Raw genomic sequence first — 22766 nt, forward strand, 5'->3', positions numbered from 1 at the left:
TTCGTTGCGCAGACTATGATTGATTGAGAAAAAATCCGCAATATTATGCGATTTCGTCATAACACTATGCAGAACCATGGAGCAGCCGGCACGTCTGCTTTCCAAAGAAAAATTGTACTAACAGTATGATCTCATTGATCTTTCTGAGAGATCTCCACCTGCCGCTTGAAGGCGTCGCTCAAGGCATGGGCAGCGATCGAAAGCGGCATGCCGACTGCCCTTGCCAACCCGAACTCCTGGGTCGTGCGTGGCACGAAGGGACGATAGACCACCGGCAGGTGACGATAGAGATTGGCATAGAAGCTGCTGATGATCGTCACGCCGAGACCGTGGGCGACATAAGAGCAAGCCGAACTGTTGGTATGCGTTTCTATCTTCACGAGCTGCTTGACGCCGGCGCGTCGGAAGCTCTGGTCGAGCGCCATGCGGTTCGGCCTTTGCCGCCCGATCAGAATAAGAGGGACATCGCGCAGATTCTTAACCGTGATCTCCTCCAGCTCCACAAGAGGGTGATCTTTCGGCACGACACACACGCTTTCCCCCGTCGCGACGCGCTCGATCTCGACGCCAGGCCCGCTTTCGCCCTCCATGCGCAGGAAGCCGAAATCGATTACCCGTTGCTCGACGAGCTTGTTGATCGACGTCGTCGTCTCGAAGAAGGTTTCGATGCGCACGCCCGGAAAATCACGAATGTAATCGGCAAGCATTGCCGGCGCGAAATGTTCCCACATGCTGCTCGGCAGGCCGATACGAACGATCTCCGGTCCGGCCGCGCCGCTTCTCAGATCCTCCGCGCGGCTCGACATGCGATCGACCGCCAATAGTATGTTTTCCGCGTCGAGGGCAAGAATCTGAGCTTCCGGAGTGGGAAGGAGGCGACCCTTGTCACGCACGAAAAGCGACATCGAAAGGTCCTCCTCGAGTTGTTGAAGCAGGCGACTGACGCCTGATTGGCTTAGACCCATCGTCTTTGCCGCCGCGATCGTCGAACCTGTCGCCAGAAGCGTGCGCAGGACTTCCAGTTGCCTGATGTTCATATGTTTGCGATCTCCCCGAACGATCCAAGCGGCGGCATCATGACCAGCGCGAAATGCTTTGAAGAAAAAGACTGGCGACCTTGGACAAGGGGGACTTTTCCCCGCTGATTACGGTATAGACAACGGGCAGTTCCGGTTCGAACGGGATGAAGCGCAATGGCAAGGTCGCATATTCTCGGGCGATGATCTCTCCGACCAGGGCAATCCCCAGGCCCTCGGCCGCAAGCGCACAGGCGCTCGCCACCGAATGCGCCTCCAGCAAAGGCCGCTGCCGGATGCCGGCCTTGTAGAACAGAGCCTCCAATTCATGCCGTACCGGCCGTTCCCTGTTCAACATGATCAGATCCTGCCCCTTCAAATCGTCAACCGACAAAAGGACGCTCTGGGCCTTGGGATGATCGCGATGCAGGGCACAGACGATCCTCGACGGCAAGACCTTCTCCTGCCTCAACCCTGGGCTCGAGAGTGGCAAGCGCGAGAAACCGAGATCGGCCTCGCCATCGGCGACCATGCGCTCTATCGCCAGATAGCTGCCGGAAGCGACTTCGACGCGCATTGGTCCATTTTCTTCGAGAAAACTCTTCACCAACTTCGGAATGCGCGTCGATGAGAGACTGGCCGGAAAAGCGAGCCGCAACATGATCTCGCGCGAGCGGCCGCTCTCAAGCTCCATCGCCGCGGTTTTCAAAGCGCGTAGCCGGTCGGAGATGACGCGGATTTCCGGACCGAGTTGCAGTCCTTCGCGGGTCGGCTGTAGCCTATTCTTTTCCCGGTCGAACAGCCTGACACCGAGATAGTCCTCCAATTGCTGCAACAGACGACTGGCATTCGATTGCGATATTCCAAGCTCGGCGGCGGCGGCAATCGTCGAGCCGGTTGCGGCGATGGCGTCATAGGCCTCGATATGTTTCAGGCTGATCGCCGCACTGCTGTCGCGTGCCATTCTATCTCCGATATCGATAGCCCTACCCGCAAACCGCATAAGATTGCGAGCTTGCAGAAAGTTGAACATTTTCCGCGGAGAAACAAACTCACGGAAAGACGTTCGTCAATGGCCACCATTCTCCAGAAGATTGCGAAACAGGTTCTGTCCCGAGCAACGTTCTCAAACCTTGCCATGGACAGAGCAAGGGATGCCACGGTGGACACCATCGGCTGTATGATAGCCGGCAGGAACGACGCAAGCGTTGCGGCACTCATCCGTGCCTTCGATCGGGAAATTGCCCAGGGTGGCACCGCCCGGTTAGTCGGAGGCGGTTCAACCTCGTGTTCCCTTGCCGCCCTGATCAATGCAACATCGGCACACGCTCTCGATTTCGATGATAATTTTCATCCGGCGCGGGCGCACGCATCGGCCGTGCTGGTGCCTGCGCTGCTGGCGGTGTTGTCGACTGACAAAGTTACGAGCGGAAGACAATTCCTCGAAGCCTATCTGACCGGGCTGGAAGCGCAAGCCGCAGTCGGCTTTGGCGTCAATCCCTCTCACTACAACAGGGGTTGGCACGCGACCGCGACGGTCGGCAGTATCGGAGCCGCGGCTGGCGTGGCACGGCTTCTCGGCGCGGACGAAGAAGCGATCGCCGCGGCCATGAGCCTCGCGACCAGCTTCGCCTGTGGCCCGAAAGGACAATTCGGCACCACCGCCAAGCCGCTGCACGCGGGCCTCGCCGCGCGCAACGCGGTGGATGCGGCCCGCATGGCACTTGCCGGCATGAGCGGACGGCTTGATATCCTCGAACGACCGCAAGGCTTCCTCGATCTTTTCGGAGGAGACGAGGCTAATGGCTGGGAAGGCCTCACATTCGGGGAGATGCATATCATCGAGAGCCGTGGATTGGTAACCAAGCGCCATCCCTGCTGCGCCTCAACTCATCGCGCGGTCGACGCGCTTCTGGATCTGAAACAGGAGCATGAGCTTGCGGCGGATGATATCGTCAGGATCGAGACCAAGGTCGGCATATCAGCGGCCCGCAACCTCGCCTATCCCAACCCCGCCGACGAGATGCAGGCGCGCTTCTCGATGCAATACTGTCTGGCCGCAGCATTCTTAAAAGGCTCCCTCAGCCTTTCGGACTTTACGCCACAGGGGATCGATCGGTTGGGAATCCGGGAATTCATGCCGCGCATCGAAATGCAGGCCTATTCGGCCGAAGAGGAAAAAGGCGTGGAGCGCCTGCCGCATATCGTCACCGTCATGACGCGCGACGGCCGCATCTACAGCAGATCCCGGCTGCACGCGAAGGGCTCGATCGAAGCCCCGATGAGTGACCACGAACGTGAAGTTAAGTTCATCGACTGCTTACGCTGGGCAAATCAGCACGCTTCCGAAGCTTCTTTCCAACGCCTTCGCGCGCTGGCGGAGTTTGAAACATCGTCTTGCCACGACACATTCTGGAACGTGATCTCAAACGGCTGGCATTCCAAAAACGAACGGCGCCATTAGGATACCAAGCCTGGATCGAGGGTAGTTGAGGGAGAAACTTTTCCGCAATGAGCGCCGGGAGTTTCCTTAAACTCCATTCTGCTCTTGAAGAGAGCCGAGCCGATAACCCGATTCTTACGAGAGCTATCTGTTTGAAATTCTTCAGCAGCGAAACCGCGCAGACTTAACTCTTTTAATCGCGCCAGCCCGGCGTGAAACGAGTATGGCGGGATCCGGAAACGATGAGGAGCATCGGAGAAATCGGCCTGACACCGGCCACAGGCGGGGATTTCGGCAATTATCAATGTGCAAAGAGCGGAACAAGGGCAGCCGCAGGAGCTTCAACAGAGTGGCCGGAAGGCGAAACGGGATCGACCGCCCCCGCTCTTTGCGCTCCGTTTATCATGGGCAGGAGGGGAGTATGATGGTGTGGAACGCCCCTCCTCAGGTAGCAAAGTTTGCCGCGCATTCCCTTGAAAGTTCAACAAGAAGCCAGATTTATGGATGAGATAGCAACGATTGGTCTCGATTTATCCGAACCGATATTTCAGGTTCATGCCATTGATGCCTCAGGATAGGTAATAGCCATCGCGTAGTTCCGACATCGACCATGTTGGCACTTGCGATACCACCTAATTCGGAGAGGTGTCATGCCCGCCCTCGGCTCTTCGAACCAGGCGAGCGACCACCTCAGTCCGGTTCTGCGCCTGCAACTTACGCATTATGTGTTGCAAATGCATCTTCACCGTATGCCCCGACAAATTGAGTTTTCCTGCAATAACCTTGTTTGAGCAGCCACATTGCAACTCTGCAAGCACCTCCGCCTCCCGGGGAGTGAAATCGGCAATAGCCAAATACTGCGTTCTCTCATCCAAGCTTTTCTCGGCCTCGTTTCTGGCCGGAATATGCTCATTTGAGCCAGTTGCAACAGTCCCCAGCAACTGCGGGCAGAATGTTCCTCCCGCCAGAACGAGACGAAGACCGGCAAGAGCGATATCAATGGGAAGTGACGTCGAAAAGAAGCCGCGGATCCCCATCTTGAGCGCCTGACAAACTATGTCGACATCATCCGTACCTAGAAGCAACGTGATAGGAGCTTCGGGAAAACGCTCGGCAATTGCCGCAAGATCGTTATGCAGGCTCGTACTCCCAACGCCTCTGCCAGCCAGATCTAACGCAATCAAACGAACCTCGGCCCCAAGAGCTCTATCGAGACTCTCAGTCGATATCATGTCGATAAAATTCCACCCGGCGAATTCAAGCTCAAGAAGCTTCACCACAGTCGTACGCGCCAATGTGGAATGCTGAATAACGACAATAGTTGGTAAATTGCGCCGCATATGACGCCTGGTTTTTGCACTGTTGGACACCTGCCTGCTCCCCGGAATAGTTGCAGCCCAACAGCGATCCATATTATTTCCGTTCCTATTTCATGTCATGACACAAAAAAGGGGTACTCTCGATATCAATAGTCTTATCTCTCGCGATAATTCTTATAGACTGCGAGAGCTCAGTGATAGACAACCATGGCATGAGTGAGACATTGAAAATATTAATGATGAGAAGATATTGCTCAGATATATCTCACAAAATTTATGCACATAAATCATATCAACAAAGATTTCAAAGACACTGAAAAGACATAGGATATGATACAAATACACTCAAGAAAATCCAATGGATATAATTAGCTGTCGATCAGTTCGGTTTTAAGTGCAGTTCTCAACTTAAAGCAGCCGCGGCACTGAGCAGGTACCGACAGATACCGGCCAAACGCAGCGGTCGAAATCTACGACAATATGGATAGGTTCATGGTGGAATGTTCGGTACCGCGGTGATCGGGCGTTCCGCAACATGTTTCTATGGAAGGAAAAAGCCAGACGGATGAAACGATCCAGCATATGGTTTGAGAAATGGAGCGGAAGACGGCCTCATGGAGTTGAGCCTCCGCAATGCCAGCAAGGAGACTATCTTTCAGGTGTGTATGAAGCCCAGAATGTCGTCTACGAGGGCCGAATGGGCGTCCGTAAGGTTGCCGCCGCCGCCGTGACCGCCGACACCGGCCAATTGAAGTGCATGCTGATCGTAGAGAACATGATCAATCTGCTGGGCGTCCGCCGTCCCACCGGCAGGAACTGCAATATTGATAGGATGGAAATAGGCGAGGTTGACGTCCACCATGCTGCCGGTCGACGATCCAACTCCACCGCCGCCAGCTTCATGGTTGCCGGTAAAAATCGTCCCCGATGACATGTTGAAGCCACCGCCGTTGCCGCCGATGCCGGCAATCTGCATGGTCCCCTGATCGAAAATCGCATTGTTTGTCTGATGGGCTTCCGCCGAACCGCCCGCGGCACCTACGGCGATGTTGATCGGGGAGAAGATGGCTACGTTCACATCGACCATGCTGCCGACGAAAACTCCGTTGCCGCCATGCCCCGCATAATTGTCACCCGTAAATGTAACTGCGGTTCCCGGGCTCGCCGTCGAGTCGTGGATCGCGACATTATGGTCCCCGCCGGAGCCGCCGATGCCACCCATCTGGGTTGCCCCTTGCAGGAACATGGCGTTGTTCGTTTGATCGGCGTGAGCCTCAGCGCCAGGGCCAACCGCCACAGCCGTATTCACAGGGGCAAACACCGCAACATCGGAGCTTACGAGCCCGCCAAAAAAGAGGCCGTTGCCACCGGTGCCGGCATGATTGACGTCACCGCCGCCGCCGATGGCAACATTGCCGCTTCCGCCATTCCCGCCGATCCCCGCCATTTCGGTGGGATGCTGATTGATCAGCGCATCGTTACCCTGGAAGGCGTCCGCGCTCGAATGAGGTCCCGCAATGGCCGTATTGGAGGGCACGAAGACGGCCAGTGCGTTGCTGTCGATCACGCCGTCGCTTATCCCATCGCCGCCGCTGCCAGCTGAATTGTAGTTCGGACCCGAAGAGACATCCAATGGAAGCCAGGTCGGCACCAGAGCCAGATGCCCCGCAGCCAAATTGGAGGTGAGGTTCTGATCGGCACCTGCTTTGGGCAAGTCTTCCGATAGGGGACGAATTTCCGTCATAACCATCTCCATTGCACGATCAACCGCACGTCCCACGGAGCGTGCAACTTATGCAGCCAGAATTTTTCGGACATTGTGCATCTGAACGTGAGAAAAGCAGAGCCTGCAATTCGTCTACATCCTGTCGGCTAGTATCACAGCCATTTGGCTACCATGGATGTAGCGCCCCGCCATCCGAATTTGAGGGCGTCAAAGCCGCCTTGGAGCGGAGACCCGACATATTGCCCTGCTTTTCTCGCAACGGTTTTCGGCTCCGAGCCAACCCTCCTCAGAACCCCAGAATCCAGCCTGTTCGCTTGAACCGCCTTTGCTTCGAAAGACCATGTGCGTCGATCAGGTTGCGGACCTGATCACGACCATATCATCTGGTGCCTATCGCTATGCGCCGAGATCAAATTACGCTCCGTCATCTCCAAGCATACGCCCGAAGGAGTGTCACCGAATATCTAGATAGCTCGCAGATTTAACCGCAGGTAATATTCACCCGCGGTTGTATTTGCTGGCGGTGAGATGCTGGATACCCATGCCGTAGAACCCACACGGACGAAACGAAGTTGAAGGAGGGATATCAATGCCTATTCCACAAATATCGGACACGATTCACTTCAGTGACCCGGTTGCCGGCGACGCGAGCGCCGGCAACGGCGGCGATGGCAATAGCCATGGCAATATTGACTACAATCCGGTTGCGTATGTCGCCAACGTGCAATCGGTCGAAGGAGCATCTACCGATCTGCACAACGGCGACCATGTTGGACAGATGGCGGATTGGACTGCCGGCAGCGGCGGACCTGGCGGCTTTGCTCAAGCCCAGAATGGCTTCCTGGCGACAGTCACGAACAGTGGTTCCGGCGGCGCCGGGGGAGATTCTCACTCCAACGGTAGCCAGGGAAGCGTGAGCGGCGGCGACACGGCAGCGGTAAGCGCTGATACCACGGCGACGCAATATACTCAGCTTCTGGCTGATCAGCATGCCACCATCCTCGCAGGCGTCGGCGGCAACGGTGGTAACGGCAACCTGGCTCGTGGTGGCGACATCTCGGCAGCGTTGGTTCACACGGACCCCTCAACAACCACCGTGAACAATGCTCTCGATCACTTCACGAACGACTTCGGCCATATCGATCTCAGCCATCTTGGCTCATGAACCCAGGCCCTGCGGGTCGCCGGCTTCGGCTGGCGACCCTCATAGGTTGCGGAACCCACCGGCAGCCTTGTCTTATCAGTATCAAGTGGAGCGAGATCGGATAATGGCAACGCCTTCTGTAACGCCATCGCGCCCACAGACACAGCTCGTTGTTGCGCTCCGGGCGTGCGCCGGAGCCCTCGGGTTGGTTTTCCTCTATAGCTGCGGCTACAATCTCTTTCTTCTAGCGCCTTCCGTCTATCTCCTGCAGATCTATGACAGGGTCCTGTCGAGCCGAAGCGCTGATACGCTTCTGATGCTGACAATGATCATCGCCATCGCCGTGGTAGTCGGCGCAACGCTGGATATCATACGCAGGGCAGCTCTTTCGCGCATCGGCAGCTGGCTTGATCACAGGCTGCGGCCCATGGTGCTCACCGCATCATTCGAATATGCCGCGCGCGCCGATGCAGGAGCCGCCACGGAGTGCTACAGGGACCTTGCCACCTTACGCCAATTCCTCGATTCACCAGCAAGCTCCCTCTTTTTTGACGTCCCCTGGGCGCCGGTCTTCCTGCTGCTGCTCTTTCTTGTTCATCCGTTGCTTGGGGCGATCGGTCTTCTGAGCGCACTGGCGCTTCTGCTGTTTGCGTTCCTCACGGAACTGGCGACACAAGAGCCGCTTGCCCGCGCCAATCTTGCCCTTTCGAGGAGCTATATGCGATTCGCGAACGCCCTCAAAAACATCGAGGTGATCCGGGCAATGGGCATGCAGTATGGTGCGGCGCTGCTGGTCTATCGCGATGCGGAAATGGCAAGAAGGGCACAGGACGTCGCGATGCATCGGACGGAGATCATTCTTGGTTTCTCCAAATCGATCCGGACACTTGCGCAGATCCTGATGATGGGATCCGCCACATGGCTAGTGCTCGCGAGCAACAGCAGCCCCGGCATCATCTTCGTTGCGAGCCTGCTGCTCGGGCGCGGGCTCGCGCCGATCGAAGGCGCGATAGGTGCATGGCGCTCCTTCACGTTTGCTCGCAATGCCTTCAATCGCCTGAACCGAATGCTGATCGCCGTTGCATCGGAACGCGATGCCCGAACGGTGCCGCAACCGGAACCCAATGGCCTTATTCTCGATAACGTCGGCTATATTCAGCCATTCGCCAACAGGCAGATATTGACTGGTATCACATTGCACCTGGCGCCTGGCGATTGCATCGCTCTCATCGGCCCGTCGGGATCGGGAAAATCGACGCTGGGTCGCGTCATAGCAGGCGTTGTGCAAGCAACAAGCGGCTGCGCTCTTCTTGGTGGGGTAGATATTTCGGCTCTGCGCCTTTGCGGAGGGACCCACCACGTCGGATATCTGCCGCAGGACATCGAGCTCTTCGGCGGAGCGATCAAGGATGTGATCGGCCGGCTGGATGGAGGAGATCCCGCCAAAGCAATCGATGCCGCGAAGCTGGTTGGATTGCACGAGGCGATCATGCGGCTGCCAAAGGGCTACGAGACCGATATCGGCGAAGGTGGAAGCCTGCTCCTTCGCGCTCAGCGCCAGCAGCTGGGACTGGCACGGGCGGCCTATGGGAATCCGTCCCTCATCGTTCTCGACGATCCGAACTCGAGCCTCGACTATGACGGCGAACGCATGCTGTACAAGGCGATTGAGCGCATGAAATCGAGGGGGATGACTGTTGTTATCATAACTCATCGGATGGGTATCCTGCCAGTTACCAACAAGATTGCCATTATGCGCAACGGGACTGTGGCTGCCTTCGGCGACAGTGAGCGGATTTATGAAACCTATCTTCAACCGCCATCTCGAACAGGAACGTAGGGAGGGACGCCATGACCCTTGTTCAACTGGACGCAACGCTGGCGAGATTTTCAAATTCGTCAAGAACGAGCCAGCGCTTCACTGAACGATCGATAGCGACGCCCAAGCAGCTGGCAGCCTACTCGCCGGTGCTCGGGTCGAAACAGCGCGGACCCGCCCCCCCTTCGCCCATGCCGAGGCTAAGGGGCGTCATCTGGACCGGGAACCTGTTGATCGGCGTCTTCATAGTCGGACTGGGAATCTGGTCGGTCCTGGCGCCGCTGAAAAGCGCAGCAGTTGCATCGGGCGTGATCGAACCGGAGTCCAGCCGCAAGACCATTCAGCACCTGGAAGGCGGCATCGTGCGACGGATACTCGTCAAAAATGGCGATGCGGTCACGGCCGGACAAGTCGTGATAGAACTCGACGACACGAAGTCCCGCTCGGAGCGTGACAGTATTCAAGGGCAACTTTGGGACGCCGAAGGAAGCCGCGCCCGCCTGCTTGCGGAGCAGACGGGCGCTGACCATATCGCCTTTCCGCAGGACCTCAGGGCAGCAATGGACAAAGATCCTTCGGTCGGTGCAATTATAACCGGACAACGGAAAATCTTCGAAGCGCGTCGCCAAGTCATGCAAGCGGAAGCTGGTATCACCAACGAGAAAATCGCGCAGGTGCGCCAGGAAATCATCGGACTTGGCGCACAGAAGGCAGCACTGACCGACAGAGCGGCAATCTCGCAGCAGGAACTGGATCAGGTTACGGCCCTCAACGCCAAGGGATTGGAGCGAAAGAATACCGTTCTCAACCTCCAGCGGGAAAAAGCAGACCTTGCTGGCCAGCAGGGTCAGGTGGAGGCGCAGATTTCCCGCGCCTACCAGGTAATCAGCGAGGCACAGGCCGATCTTGCAAAGCTTGAAAGCGATCGGTTGAGCGAAGTCGCGCAAGGCATGCGCGACACGGAAAACCAGATCATGCAACTGCGCGAGCGTTTGTGGGCGATCGACGACCAGCTTTCAAGGACCGATATCCGCGCCCCCGAAGATGGAACGATCATGAACCTGCGCATCCACACGGCTGGCGGAGTGATCGGCGCGGGCGAGCCGCTCGTCGATCTTGTGCCACGCAGCGATCGCCTCATCGTGTCGGCCCATGTGAGACCGGAAGACATCAATCTCGTCCGCGCAGGGCTTGAGGCGCAGGTTCACCTTCTTCCATACAATCAGCGGCGCGTTCCACTGCTGAAGGGCCAGGTCGAGTATGTGTCGGCGGACCGTCTCACCGATGCGCAGAGCGGCCAGCCCTACTTTGCCGCGACGATCCGTGTGACGGACGAGCGGTTGGCGAAAATGAGCGATGTCGAACTGGTCGCGGGCATGCCCGCACAGGCACTGATCGAAACGGGCAAAAGCAGCGTGGCGTTCTATGCCATCAGACCGCTCCTAGACAGTTTCCACAGAGCATTTCGTGAGGACTGAAGCGGTGATGGGCAAGAGAAAATTCGACGACGACCAGATTACCGGCATTCTGAAGGAGCACCAGGCTGGGGTGACGGTAGCGGATGTTTGCCACAAGCATGGCATCAGCGAACCGACCTTCTATCGCTGGCAATCCCTACAGTTTAGAAGCTCTGGTCTCGATACCAAAAGAATGAGAGCATTGGAGGAAGAGAACCAGAAGCTCAAGAAGCTTTTGGCCGAAGCCATGCTCTCGGCAGCAACGCTAAGCGAGATGCTGGCCAAGACATCGAATGGGCGAAACTAACCTCTAATCATAGGATGCGGTCACCTTCGGGCCTTATATACTAGGGCACGGCAGCATGTTTTTGGACACGTGCCTCCGAAATGAAAGGTAAAGGAAAACGGTTCAAAAGTAGCAAGCGCTGTCTCGCCCGTGCCTCAAGAAGCCGACAACGCTTGTTGCCTATGGTCTGTCTCTCCAGCAAAGTCAGCGAAGCGCTTGCCAACAGGGATCAAGTCTCGACAGGAAACCGTGGCTGCTACCGCAACTTTGGGGCTATAGGGGCGAGACAATCGCAAGCGTGGCCAGAATGGCCTTCGTGCAGGTGCTCGTTTCCAACTAGTGCTAGCAGAACACATGTGCGGCGTCGGGATCGAACTCCAGATGCACATTGTCGCCGCGGCTAAGGCCGGAGATTGCTTCGTGGCCGAAGGGTAGGCGCACGGACAGGGTTTCGCCAGCAGCGATCCGCGTCGTCACATGCACGTTGTTGCCAAGGAAAGTGATATCGTTGACCGTTGCACTGAGGCCCTTGCTCGCACCCGCTTGGCGCCCGAGCCGGATGCGCTCCGGCCGTAGCATCAATGCCGCTTTGCTGCCCGACGCCGGCCTGCCATGCACTGGAATGCTGTCGAAAACGGTCTTGTCGCCGAGCGAGATCGTCGCCTGACCATTGTCCGAGGACAGCAGATGACAGGAGATGAAATCGCTGTCACCGATGAATTCTGCCACGAAACGGGTGCGGGGATTGGCGTAGAGTTCCGGGCCTGTGCCGATCTGGTCGATGACGCCCTTGGAGAAAACGGCGATGCGGTCGGACAACCGCAATGCTTCCTCCTGATCGTGGGTCACGTAGAGGATCGTCACTTCCGTCTGCTGGTGGATTCTTTTGATCTCGTGCTGGATCTCCTCGCGCAGCTTCTTGTCGAGAGCCGACAACGGCTCGTCCATCAAGAGCACCGGCGGATCATAGGCGAGCGCCCTTGCAAGGGCGACGCGCTGCTGCTGGCCGCCCGACATCTGCGCGGGCTTGCGATCCTCGAAGCCCTCCAGGCGAACGAGGCGCAGCATTTCCCTGACACGGCTGTCGACCTCGGCCTTGGACTTGCGGCGGACCTTCAGCGGAAAGGCGATGTTCTCGCCGACAGTCAGATGCGGAAACAGCGTATAGCGCTGGAATACCATGCCGATATTGCGCTTGTGCGATGGTGTCGACAGCAACGTCTCGCCGTTCAGCAGAATATCGCCCTTGGTCGGATTTTCGAAGCCGGCGAGGATATAGAGCGTCGTGCTCTTGCCCGATCCGGAGGGACCGAGGAAGGTCAGGAACTCGCCACGCTTGACCTCGAGATTGACGTCGTGGACTGCGACGACGGGGCCATACTCCTTGCGGATACCTTTGATCTTCAGGAAAGATTCGCTCATGATTTCAGAACCTTGCGTACGATCGCGGCCAGCGTCATCAACGTGACCGTCAACAGAATGAGAAGCGTGGAGGCAGCGGCGACGACAGGGGTCAAATCCTGCCTGAGCGTTGCCCAGACCTTGACCGGCAAGGTCTGCAATGTCGGGCTCGCCATGAAGATCGCCACGACCACCTCGTCCCAGGATGTCAGGAAGGAGAAGACGGCGGCCGAGAACAATCCGTGGCTGATGGCAGGCAGCGTCACCCTGATCTTCGCCTCGAGCGGAGAGGCGCCGCAAAGCACGGCCGCATCCTCGATCGACTTGTCGAAGCCCTCGAGCGCGCCCGAGATCGACAGAATGGAAAAGGGCAGCGCCAGCACAAGGTGGGATACCACGAAGCCGATCAAGGTGCCTCCAAGGCCAATTCGCAGGAAGAAGGCATAGAGCGCCACGGCGAAGACGACGACCGGCAGGATCATCGGCGTCAGGAACAGCGCCTTCAGCGCATCGCGAAACATGAACTTTCCGCGCACGAGGCCGAAGGAGGTCACCAGGCCGAGCAGCACCGAAAGCACGGTCACAATTAATGCGATCTTGAAGCTGGTCCAGGCGGAGGCCAGCCATTGCGGATCGGAAAGCAGCTCCGCATACCAGCGCCATGTCCAGCCCGGCGGCGGAAAGATCAGCCATTGCGACGAACCGAACGACAAGGCCGCGATGAAGAGGATCGGCATCAGCAGAAAAGCCGCCGTCAGGACCGTGATGACGAGCAGCACATATTTCCACCAGCCGAGGCGGTCGAAATTCAGCAGCATCTCAGCGCCCTCCCGTGCTCTGAACGCCGAAGAACCGCAGTTGCACGGCATAGAGCGTCAGCGTGACGACGAGCAGGACGAAGGCGGCGGCCCCGCCCATGCCCCAATTGACGAGCGACTGCACGAACTGCGCGATGAGTTCGGCGAGCATCATGTTCGCCGTGCCACCAAGCAGCGATGGCGTGACGTAGTAACCGAGCGACATGACGAACACCATCAGTGCACCTGCCATCATGCCAGGTGCCGCAAGGGGTATCAGAATGCGGGTCAGGCATTGCAGACGGCTGGCGCCGCACAGCGCTGCCGCCTGCAGCACGGCCGGGTCGATCTTCCTGATGACGCCGTATAGCGGCAGGATGATAAAGGGCAGCATGATATAGGTCATGCCGATCGTGACGCCGGTGAGGTTGTTGACCAGCGCGAGCGGCTTGTCGATCAGGCCCATGCCGACGAGGATCTTGTTGATCAATCCGGTGCGCTGCAAAAGCACCATCCAGGCATAGGTTCGCGCCAGCAGGTTGGTCCACATCGACAGCAGCAGGATCGCAAAGATCACCGAGGCCCATCGCGACGGCATGATCGCCAGCGTCCAGGCGACGGGAAAGCCGATCAGGAGGGATATGATGGTGACGAGCCCCGACACGATGAAGGTGTTGGCGAAGATCTTGATATAGGTCGCGGAGCCCAACAGCTCGGCGTAATTGCCGAGGCCGAATGTCGGTTCCATCACGCTGCGCAGGAGCAGCGCGATGACCGGAAATATGAAAAAGATCGCCACGAAGGCGAAAGCCGGCGCCACCTGGGCAAAACCCGTAGGCCTTGCCGCCTTGCGCGCCGGTGCGGCCTCGTCCGCAACGTCCATATATGTCGACATGGCAATTCCTTCCCACCAGGGGCGCCGACGAGCAGCCTTGGCTGCAGCGACGCCCGGATCTCGCATTGCCCCGCCGCGGACCTCGATCCGCGGCGGCCCAGTTGCCTTAGGAGCTTACTTCGCCTGCCAGGCGTACCATCTCTTGCCGATCTCATCACGGTTCGCGGCCCAATAGCTCATATCGGCATTGACCTGGCTTGCCGTCTGCTGGTCGGGCAAAGTCTTGGCCGTCTCCGGATCCATCAGCTTCGCGGAGTCAACATTGATCGGTGCATATCCGGTCGCCTTCGCCATATCGGCCTGCGACTGCGCCGAGGTCGCGAGCGCGATGAACTTCATCGCCGTTTCCATGTTCGGGGCACCCTTGGGGATGACGAGGGAATCCGCCGCCGTAATGTTCTGGCTCCAGGACGTCTCCGTCTTGACGCCGCTATTGGCAAGCGCCGTCATGCGGCCGTTCCACAAGCTGCCGAAGGGTGCCTCGGCCGATGCCAGAAGCTGCTGCGACTGCGCACCGCTCGACCACCAGACGATATCAGACTTGATCGTGTCGAGCTTCTTGAAGGCGCGGTCGAGATCGAGCGGATAGAGCTTGTCGGCGGGAACACCGTCGGCGAGCAGTGCGGCTTCGATCACGCCAGGGGCGGACCACTTATAGAAGGTGCGCTTGCCGGGAAACTTCTTGGTGTCGAAGAGGTCCGCCCAGGTCTTCGGGCAGGCGCTGACGGCATCGGCGTTGCATCCGATGACGAAGGAATAATAGAAGCTTCCGACCGAATAGTCGCTGACGAAGCGCGGATCGAGCTTGGACTTGTCAATGACGGAAAAGTCGAGCTTTTCGAGCAGACCTGCCTTGCCGGCCTGCGCGGCATAATCGCCCTCGACGTCGACCACATCCCAGCTGACCTGACCGGCCTCGACCATGGCTTTCAGCTTGCCGTAGTCCGTCGGACCGTCCTGCATCACGCCGATACCGGTCTTTTCAGTGAACTGGTTGGCCCAGGCGACCTTCTGCGCATCCTGCGTCGTTCCTCCCCAGCTCGTGAAGACCATGGTGTCGGCCTTGGCGGGCATGGATGCGGCCATTATTGCGGCAAAGGCCGCGAGTGCAATTCTTGCTTTCATGTTCCCTTGTCCTTGTTTTTCAGTCTTTGAGGCATGCCTTATGCGGCCACCCGTTCACCCCAAGGGGGAGAAAGCGGCAGGCTTCATAATCTTGTTTTCCGCGACTTCGATCAGGTCGCGGATCTTCGGCAGGAAAGCCTGCCATTTGGGGTCCGCCGCCAGCCGCCCGCGCCGCGCTTCGCGGTCGTCGAGGCTTGTATAGGCCCAGATATGCACGATCTCGTTGATCACCCCGATCTCCGAATGGAAGTAGCCGACGAGGTTGCCGAGATGCGCCTTCTGGATGGCAATTCCTTCCTCCTCCACGACCTTCAGATATTGCGGGATGGTGCCGTTCTTCAGCCGGTAGGTGCGGATCTCGTAAAACATCGGTCTCACCTCATGACGAAGGGATCGGGGATCGGATCATCCGACGTCCGCAGCCAGATGGTCTTGGTGCGGGTATAGTCGAGAGCCGCCGCAAGACCGCCTTCCCTGCCGTGGCCGGAAAGTCCGAAACCGCCGAAGGGCGCGATCGGCGATACCGCGCGATAGGTGTTGACCCAGACGACGCCGGCGCGAATGCCCTTCATCAGGCGATGGGCGCGCGTGAGGTTCTGGGTGAAGACACCGGATGCCAGTCCGTAGCGGGTATCGTTTGCCAATCTCAGAGCTTCGGCTTCCGTCTCGAAGGAGACGACGGACAGGACAGGGCCGAAAAATTCCTCGGCGAGCGACGGCGAATTGACGCCATCGCAATCCAGGATCGTCGGCGGAAAATAATAGCCGGCTCCGTCGGGCGTTTGCCCGCCAGTTATGAGCCGCGCGCCGCTTTTAATGGACTTCTCGACGAGAGCCGCGACATGATCCTGTTGGCGTTTCGTGGCGAGCGGTCCGACTTCGGTTGCCATGTCGAGCGGCGATCCAATGCGGATCGCCTCAGCCTTGCGCTTGAGAATCGACAGGAAGGTGTCCTTGACGCTGGCTTCGACGATCAGCCGCGAGCCGGCAACGCAGCTTTGGCCGGTCGCTGCGAAAATGCCGGCAACCTGCGCATTGGCGGCACTTTCGAGATCGGCATCGGCAAAGACGATAAAGGGTGACTTGCCGCCCAGTTCCAGCGATGTTGAGGCAAGGTTCTCTGCCGAATTGCGCACGACATGGCGTGCCGTCTCCGGCCCGCCGGTAAAGGCGATATGCGCGACTTTCGGATGGCACCCCAGCGTGGCGCCGCAAGACGGGCCGAACCCAGTAATGATGTTGACAACGCCGGCCGGGAAACCCGCTTCATGAACCAGACGCGCAAATTCCAGAAGCGGCGCCGGCCCATCTTCCGATGCCTTGACGACCATCGTGCAGCCTGCCGCAAGCGCAGGGCCGATCTTGACGGCAGAGAGGAAGAGCTGGCTGTTCCAGGGCACGACCATGGCGACAACGCCAACCGGCTCGCGACGCAGCCAGACGTCCATGTCAGGCTTGTCGATCGGCAGATAGGAGCCCTCGATCTTGTCGGCGATGCCGGCATAGTAGCGATAATAGTCGGCGACATAGGCGATCTGCGCCGAGGTCTCGCGAATGATCTTGCCGGTGTCGCGCGTCTCCAGTTCCGCAAGCTTCTGCGCATTGGCCGCAACCAGGTCGGCGAGCTTGTAGAGAAGCTTGCCGCGCTGCGTCGCCGTCATCTTCGACCACGGGCCTTCGTAGAGGGCTTTTTCGGCGGCATTGACGGCGCGGTCGACATCAGCCTCGCGCGCTTCCGGCATCTCCGCCCAGACGTCGCCGGTCGCGGGATCGATACTCTGGAAGCGGCCTTCCCCGTCCAGAAACTCACCGTCGATATAAGACTCGAAGCGCTGCATGACGTTCACTCCGCAAATGCCGGCATGACCTCGGCGATGAACCGTTCGAGCGAAGCTTTCTTGCGCTCGAACGACATGCCGGTGTCGATCCAGAAGGAATATTCGTCGTAGCCCATCGCCTCATAGGTCTTCAGCCGGGCAATCACGGTCGACGCATCGCCGACAACATTATTGCTGCGCATGACCGCATCGGACAGCATGGCGTTGGCGCGAATATCTTCTTCGGGGATGCGCTCGATCAGGCCCTGATGGATCGGCTTCTCGTTCTTGAACCAGGCGAAGAAGTAATTGTAATAGACGCTGAGCTCATGTGCGGCCCGAGCGATGTCGTCTTCCGAGGAGCCGACATAGGTATGGCGCAAAAGCATGATCTTCGGCCGCTCGATGTGCGCGTTCTTCGCGCAGGCATCGTTGAAGCGGCCCATCAGCGCCTCGACCTCGTCATCGCCCTGCCAAAGCGGCGTTACCTGAACATTGCAGCCGTTGGCGACGGCAAATTCATGCGAATTCGGGTCGCGCGCCGCCACCCAGATCGGCGGATTCGGCTGCTGCAGCGGCTTCGGCGCCGACGTGGTCGACGGGAATTTGAAGAACTCGCCCTCATGGGCGTAGTCCCCCTGCCAGATACCTTTGACGGCCGGGATCAGCTCACGCATGCGCTGGCCGGCACCCCAGGCGTCGAGACCCGGCAGCAGCCGTTCATATTCGAAAGAGTAGGCGCCGCGGGCAATGCCGATATCGAGCCTGCCGTCGCAGATGATGTCGGCCATGGCGGCTTCGCCGGCAAGCTTGATCGGATGCCAGAAGGGCGCGATCACCGTTCCCGTTCCAAGCCTTGCCCGTGAGGTGCGCCGCGCCAGATCCGCGATCGTGACGAAGGGATTGGGTGCGATGGTGAAGTCCATCCCGTGATGCTCGCCCGTCCAGATCGCGTGCATGCCGCCCTTGTCGGCGATCTCGCACAGCGCGACGAATTCCTCATAGAGGCTCTTATGGGTCTGGCTCGCGTCAAGGCGTTCCATATGAACGAAGAGAGAGAATTTCATGCCTGCACCGCCTTCCCGGAAACCGGCCGCACCATGCCGGAAGTCTCATCGCCAAAATAGACCCCGAAATTGCCGATCTGGCTTTCCAGCGCGAAGCGAGCGACAATGTCAGCCGTCGAGCTGGTCTTGAACTGTGCCGCCTTCAATGCATCAGGCTTGAGGAACCTGCCCTCGCGCGGCTCGCCCTGCGAGGCAAAGGCGCGATAGACGATGTGATGCTTGCCATCGCTCTTGCCTTCATAGACCGAGTAGAGAAAGCCGACCGTTACTGTCAGGCCGGTCAGCGCAGTCAGATACTGGCCAAGAATGTCGGCCGGGCTGCCCTCCCTGCCCTCGCAATTCGGAAGAGCAAGTACGTCCGTGCCAAGAAGCAGGATTTCGCCATCGCGCTCGACGACCGCGCCGAGCTCGATATTGCCTTCCGCAGCGGCAGAGACCGCCTTGCTCGCCAGGATCGGCGTGAAGTAGCCGCCGCGCGCATAGCCGAGACCATTGCGACCGCTATTGTCGAAGGAGACGATGCGCCCCATCAAAACGACGTGGTCGCCGGCTTCGATGACCTGTTCCATGGTGCATTCGAACCAGGCAGCGACATCGGAAAGGATCGGACAGCCATCCGCACCCGAATTCCACTCGACGGCGGCAAACCTGTCTTCGACGGGCCGCGCAAAGGTGTTGGAGACGGCCTTCTGCGTCTCCGACAGCACATTGATGGCAAAATGCTTGGTGCTCGTCATAGCCTCGAAATTGCGCGAGGTCTTTGCCAGACAGACAAGAAGAAGCGGCGGATCGAGCGACACCGACGTGAAGGAGTTTGCGGTAAAGCCGAGCGGCAGGCCCGCCTGATCGCGCGCTGTCACAACCGTGACGCCGGTCGGAAATGCGCCGAATGCGTCACGCAACGCCCTTGGGTCGAAATCTTGTGTCGTCATCTTGCGTCCTCCCCGCATGAAAGCCACTCGGCGAGCAGCTCATTGACGATGTCTGGTGCCGTCAGGTTCACCATGTGGCGGTGCCCCTCGACGATCCGCACCCAGCCTCTGGGTGCAGCGCTAGCCATCTGTTCGGCCATCAGCGGCGTCGAATTCGGATCGTCCGAACCCGTCAGGAACAGAGCAGGCGCCCCGATACCGGGCCAGCGATCCGCATAGGTCTCATCACCACCGGCAAAAGCGGCATAGGCCGTGGCATAGCCCTGCGGATCGACAAGGCTCAGCCAGTTGCGGGTGAGCTCCCGCGCCACCGCGCTTTGGGCATCATCGCCAAACCAGCGCAGCAGCGGGCCTTCCTTGTCGACGCCGGCAAGCGGTATTGACGCTGCACGCGCAAGGACAGCCGCCTTGGCCTCGGGGTCGCGACGATAGACGCCGTTGAGATAGGCGATCCGCTCAATCCGTTCGCCGAAAGTGGCAGCCGCCCCTCCGGCGACAAGCGCACCCATCGAATGGCCGGCAACGTTGACCTTGCCGAGTTCCATCTCATCGAGGAAACCACCGAACCAGGCGACGAAGGCTTGCAGCGGACTTCCGGCAGGCAATGCGACGCTTTCGCCATGCCCAGGCATATCGACGGCTATGACGCGATGGCTTCCGGAAAATGCCTCGATCTGTGGCGTCCAGGCTTCAAGCCGCATGCCGACGCCATGGATGAGAACCAGCGGCTCGCCTTTGCCGACCTCATGATAGGCCGTGCCGCGCACTGTGTGTTTACGGAGCAAGCCTTCCGTCTTCAGATGATCGGGCTTGTTCTGGTCCATGGTTTCCATCGCCGGCATCCAGACATCCGATCCTTACACGCCGGCCGGATTGGAGACGTCTTGTCCCAGATCCTTGAGGTCCTGGTAACGATCGCCGATGCGATGATGCGGCCGACCGCCGACAGAGGCGCCAAGCGCCACGACGATCTCATCGGCGGCAGGCGCATCGGGAACCGAGGTCTGGATTGTCAGGTAATGCGAGCGGCGACCTTCATCGTTCTTGTCCATGAGCGGGATCATGATCGGCGCATTGGCAGGACCGCGCGTGTTGCAGAAGGCAAGATAGGACTTGGCGCCGACAGCATGGCGATAGTGATTGCCGAACCGAAGCGTGTGGATCAGCGCGGAGGCATGCTCGATTTCGCCATCCAGGCCAACGACTGCCGATTTGCCGTAGGCTTCGACCGCCTCACCCGATCCGACCGCGTCGATGATCATCTTGGTGAGCAATTCGCCGAGGACAGGCGCAGCAGCATGGATCTCGGGCTTCAGATCCGCGACGAAGCCGCGACCAGCCCAAGGGTTTTTGACGATCGCACAGGCGGAGAAGAGCTTTAGCGGCGTGGCTGCCGCCTTTCCTCCTTCAACAAGCGTCGTTTCGATCTGCAGGACAGTTTTTCGGATCTGAAGGCTCATGGCTCTCTCTCATCTAAGATTAGATATGATGGTATGCCATAATACCAGACTGTCAAGCAGCTTTGAGCGACCGGACTGAAAAACCATGTCGCACCCCAAAAATAATCAGCTATAACAACGCCTTATTGACAGGAAACGACAAGCGCCCGCGAAAGCGATGCTTGCTCGCTGCATATCTTCAGCTGTCGATGTTCCGCTTTTGTATTAGTTATTATGGTATACCGTCACACTGAAGGTATGGGAGAGTCAACCCGCCTCGCCAGGCAAACGACAATTTGATGAGACATGTCATCGACATCATCCGGTGCCGTGCAAGTCGACCAGCCATCACGGCGGGAATTTGCCGGCTCTACCCCTGGCGGGCGATGGCGCCGATCGCATTGACAACAATGCGCGCCGCGATGATGGCGGACAGGCCGTCGATGTCGGCAGGAGGATAGAACTCCACCAGATCGAAGCCCGCAATATTAGCCCGCCGACCGAGACCGGCAATCAGGTCGATGATCTGCGTATAGGTTAGGCCGCCGGGTGTCCGCGCCGCCACACCCGGCATAATGCCGGGATCGATGCTGTCGCAATCCAGCGTGACGACGACCTTTGCTCCCTCCGGAATATGCCGAAGAGCGGCTTCGACCCCTTGAGCGTGGATCTCGCGGGCAGTGACAAAGCGGCTGCCATAGCACTGCGCCGCCTCGACGTCCGAAGGACGGGCACTGCCGACGCTTCGCAGGCCGACTTGCACCATTCCAGCCACATGCGGCATCTCGCTTGCCCGGCGCATCGGGCTTGAATAGCCGTAGCGCTCGCCATGCAGCTCGTCGCGCCAGTCGATATGGGCATCGATCTGCAAGACCCAGACCGGACCCTCATCCGCAAAACCGGCAATGAAGGGGATCGTGACGGAACAGTCGCCGCCAAGCAGGATCGGCACGGCCGGCAATGCCAGGACCTCGCGCATCTTCGCCTCGATCCGGCTCCGATTGCCGGCATTGTCACACATAACGGTCTCAACGTTCCCCACGTCGACGCAGGAAATCGCCTTGCCGTCGAAGAGCGGGCCGCCGAGATCGAAATCCCAATGTTCGACAAGCCCGGCATCATCCTGGCTGGCGGCACGGATAGCACCGGCCGACAGGGCATAGCCGCTGCTGTCCTTGCCAGGATAGGTGCTGCCGTGGCCGGCACCAAAGATCACCACACGCGGCAGACGACCATCGTCAAGGCGGTCCGAAAAGCCGAGAAAGGAAGAGGAGGCGGTCATTTGGTTGCCTTGGCGAGAAATCAATCGATCGGCTGTCGCCCGGAAAGCACGGCCTGGGCGATGGCGCTTGCGCTGGTGACATGATCCATCGCCGCCTGATAGGCGCCATCGCCGTCGCCGCGCCTGATAGCATCGACGATACGCGCCATCTGGGCCGGCCCCTGGACATCGCGATTTTGCGTCTTGATCGTCATCGAGCGCAGGTGATTGATGCGCACGGTCAGAAGATTGACGACGCCCCAGGCCACATGGCGGTCGACCATGCTGAACAGTGTCTGGTAGAAGGAGGATGTGTGGGCGAGCACGCCAGCCATGTCCTTCTCGCGGTAGCTGTGCTTTATTTCTTCCAGCGACTTGTCGAGGGCATCGGCGATTGCGGGGTTGTTCTGCTCGGCGCAAAGCCGCGCCGCCATCCCTTCGAGCGCTGCGCGGATTTCGTAGATCTGCTTGGCTTCGTCATGATTGAGCTGAGCAACGATCGGCCCCTTGTTCGGAAGGTTGGCAACCAGACCCTCGGATTCGAGATGGCGTAGAACCTCGCGAACGATCGTGCGGCTGACGCCGAGCTGAGCGCAAAGATCGCGTTCGACCAGGCGGTCTCCCGGACGGAAATAGCCGTTGATTATTGCCTCTCGTACCTTGTCGAGCGCAAGCTCCCGCAACGTCTTGGTGGGACGCTCCACGCGAATTGCGGCGCCGTGCGCATCATCATTCATTTTCCGCACCCTCGATCTTCGGATACCATAATATGGCCTACCAAAATCATCCATTGTCGAAATGAAGTCAATGCAGCAGAGCGGT

General features: G+C 58.8%; 21 protein-coding genes. 5 read left to right on the forward strand and 16 right to left on the reverse strand.

Annotated elements, in window-relative coordinates; genetic code table 11:
• Positions 1–131 precede the first annotated feature (131 nt).
• The gene (locus tag GA0061100_RS20270) at positions 132–1037 is read right to left on the reverse strand and encodes a LysR family transcriptional regulator (protein WP_075854534.1); all 906 of its coding nucleotides are present in this window, start codon (positions 1035–1037) and stop codon (positions 132–134) included.
• A gap of 37 nt (positions 1038–1074) precedes the next feature.
• On the reverse strand, positions 1075–2049 hold the full coding sequence (locus GA0061100_RS20275; RefSeq protein WP_208621562.1) for a LysR family transcriptional regulator: 975 nt from the start codon (positions 2047–2049) through the stop codon (positions 1075–1077).
• A gap of 39 nt (positions 2050–2088) precedes the next feature.
• Here GA0061100_RS20275 and GA0061100_RS20280 point away from each other — a divergent pair, with 39 nt between their 5' ends.
• On the forward strand, positions 2089–3480 hold the full coding sequence (locus GA0061100_RS20280; RefSeq protein ID WP_075854536.1) for an MmgE/PrpD family protein: 1392 nt from the start codon (positions 2089–2091) through the stop codon (positions 3478–3480).
• 611 nt (positions 3481–4091) lie between these two features.
• Here the strand turns inward: GA0061100_RS20280 and GA0061100_RS20285 are convergent.
• Both GA0061100_RS20285 and GA0061100_RS20290 read right to left on the reverse strand, forming a co-directional pair.
• On the reverse strand, positions 4092–4871 hold the full coding sequence (locus GA0061100_RS20285; protein WP_075854537.1) for a LuxR family transcriptional regulator: 780 nt from the start codon (positions 4869–4871) through the stop codon (positions 4092–4094).
• A gap of 562 nt (positions 4872–5433) precedes the next feature.
• A complete protein-coding gene (locus GA0061100_RS20290) occupies positions 5434–6522 on the reverse strand; it encodes a hypothetical protein (RefSeq protein ID WP_075854538.1) in 1089 nt (362 codons plus the stop codon).
• Between the two features lie 571 nt (positions 6523–7093).
• On the opposite strand from GA0061100_RS20290, the gene GA0061100_RS20295 reads away from it, so the two are divergent.
• From GA0061100_RS20295 to GA0061100_RS20310, 4 genes are all read left to right on the forward strand, one after another.
• Positions 7094–7669, forward strand: coding sequence for a PE-PGRS family protein (locus GA0061100_RS20295; RefSeq protein ID WP_075854539.1), 576 nt, complete (start codon positions 7094–7096; stop codon positions 7667–7669).
• Between the two features lie 103 nt (positions 7670–7772).
• Positions 7773–9488: a type I secretion system permease/ATPase gene (locus GA0061100_RS20300; RefSeq protein ID WP_075854540.1), complete on the forward strand. Its 1716-nt coding sequence runs from the start codon at positions 7773–7775 to the stop codon at positions 9486–9488.
• 11 nt (positions 9489–9499) lie between these two features.
• Positions 9500–10945, forward strand: a complete 1446-nt coding sequence (locus GA0061100_RS20305; RefSeq protein ID WP_075854541.1) for an HlyD family type I secretion periplasmic adaptor subunit — start codon at positions 9500–9502, stop codon at positions 10943–10945.
• Between the two features lie 7 nt (positions 10946–10952).
• Complete coding sequence (locus tag GA0061100_RS20310; RefSeq protein WP_075854542.1) at positions 10953–11231, forward strand: transposase; 279 nt, start codon at positions 10953–10955, stop codon at positions 11229–11231.
• Between the two features lie 321 nt (positions 11232–11552).
• On the opposite strand, the gene GA0061100_RS20315 is transcribed toward GA0061100_RS20310, so the two are convergent.
• The 12 genes from GA0061100_RS20315 to GA0061100_RS20370 form a co-directional block, all read right to left on the reverse strand.
• Positions 11553–12632 (reverse strand): ABC transporter ATP-binding protein, encoded by a 1080-nt coding sequence (locus tag GA0061100_RS20315; protein WP_075854543.1) that lies wholly within the window; start codon positions 12630–12632, stop codon positions 11553–11555.
• Positions 12629–13429 (reverse strand): ABC transporter permease, encoded by an 801-nt coding sequence (locus tag GA0061100_RS20320; RefSeq protein WP_075854544.1) that lies wholly within the window; start codon positions 13427–13429, stop codon positions 12629–12631. Before GA0061100_RS20320 ends, GA0061100_RS20315 begins: the two co-directional genes overlap by 4 nt.
• Before the next feature lies 1 nt (position 13430).
• Positions 13431–14303 (reverse strand): ABC transporter permease, encoded by an 873-nt coding sequence (locus GA0061100_RS20325; protein WP_075854545.1) that lies wholly within the window; start codon positions 14301–14303, stop codon positions 13431–13433.
• 114 nt (positions 14304–14417) lie between these two features.
• Positions 14418–15428 carry an ABC transporter substrate-binding protein gene (locus GA0061100_RS20330; RefSeq protein ID WP_075854546.1) on the reverse strand — a complete coding sequence of 337 codons (1011 nt, stop codon included), beginning with the start codon at positions 15426–15428 and terminating at the stop codon, positions 14418–14420.
• Between the two features lie 54 nt (positions 15429–15482).
• Positions 15483–15797: an NIPSNAP family protein gene (locus GA0061100_RS20335; protein WP_075854547.1), complete on the reverse strand. Its 315-nt coding sequence runs from the start codon at positions 15795–15797 to the stop codon at positions 15483–15485.
• A gap of 5 nt (positions 15798–15802) precedes the next feature.
• Positions 15803–17266: an aldehyde dehydrogenase gene (locus tag GA0061100_RS20340; RefSeq protein WP_075854548.1), complete on the reverse strand. Its 1464-nt coding sequence runs from the start codon at positions 17264–17266 to the stop codon at positions 15803–15805.
• A 5-nt stretch (positions 17267–17271) separates the two neighbouring features.
• Positions 17272–18312 carry an LLM class flavin-dependent oxidoreductase gene (locus GA0061100_RS20345; protein ID WP_075854549.1) on the reverse strand — a complete coding sequence of 347 codons (1041 nt, stop codon included), beginning with the start codon at positions 18310–18312 and terminating at the stop codon, positions 17272–17274.
• Positions 18309–19244, reverse strand: coding sequence for a flavin reductase family protein (locus GA0061100_RS20350; protein WP_075854550.1), 936 nt, complete (start codon positions 19242–19244; stop codon positions 18309–18311). The genes GA0061100_RS20345 and GA0061100_RS20350 overlap by 4 nt, the downstream gene beginning before the upstream one ends.
• Positions 19241–20068, reverse strand: a complete 828-nt coding sequence (locus GA0061100_RS20355) for an alpha/beta fold hydrolase (RefSeq protein ID WP_425298691.1) — start codon at positions 20066–20068, stop codon at positions 19241–19243. The genes GA0061100_RS20350 and GA0061100_RS20355 overlap by 4 nt, the downstream gene beginning before the upstream one ends.
• Positions 20069–20101: 33 nt before the next feature.
• The gene (locus tag GA0061100_RS20360) at positions 20102–20704 is read right to left on the reverse strand and encodes an amino acid synthesis family protein (protein ID WP_075854552.1); all 603 of its coding nucleotides are present in this window, start codon (positions 20702–20704) and stop codon (positions 20102–20104) included.
• Positions 20705–21053: 349 nt separating this feature from the next.
• Entirely contained in the window at positions 21054–21965 is a 912-nt protein-coding gene (locus GA0061100_RS20365) for an agmatinase (protein WP_075854553.1), read from the reverse strand.
• A gap of 20 nt (positions 21966–21985) precedes the next feature.
• Positions 21986–22681 (reverse strand): GntR family transcriptional regulator, encoded by a 696-nt coding sequence (locus GA0061100_RS20370; protein ID WP_075854554.1) that lies wholly within the window; start codon positions 22679–22681, stop codon positions 21986–21988.
• Positions 22682–22766: the final 85 nt, after the last annotated feature.

The sequence above is a fragment of the Martinezella hainanensis genome, from assembly GCF_900094555.1.
GTDB lineage: Bacteria > Pseudomonadota > Alphaproteobacteria > Rhizobiales > Rhizobiaceae > Rhizobium > Rhizobium hainanense.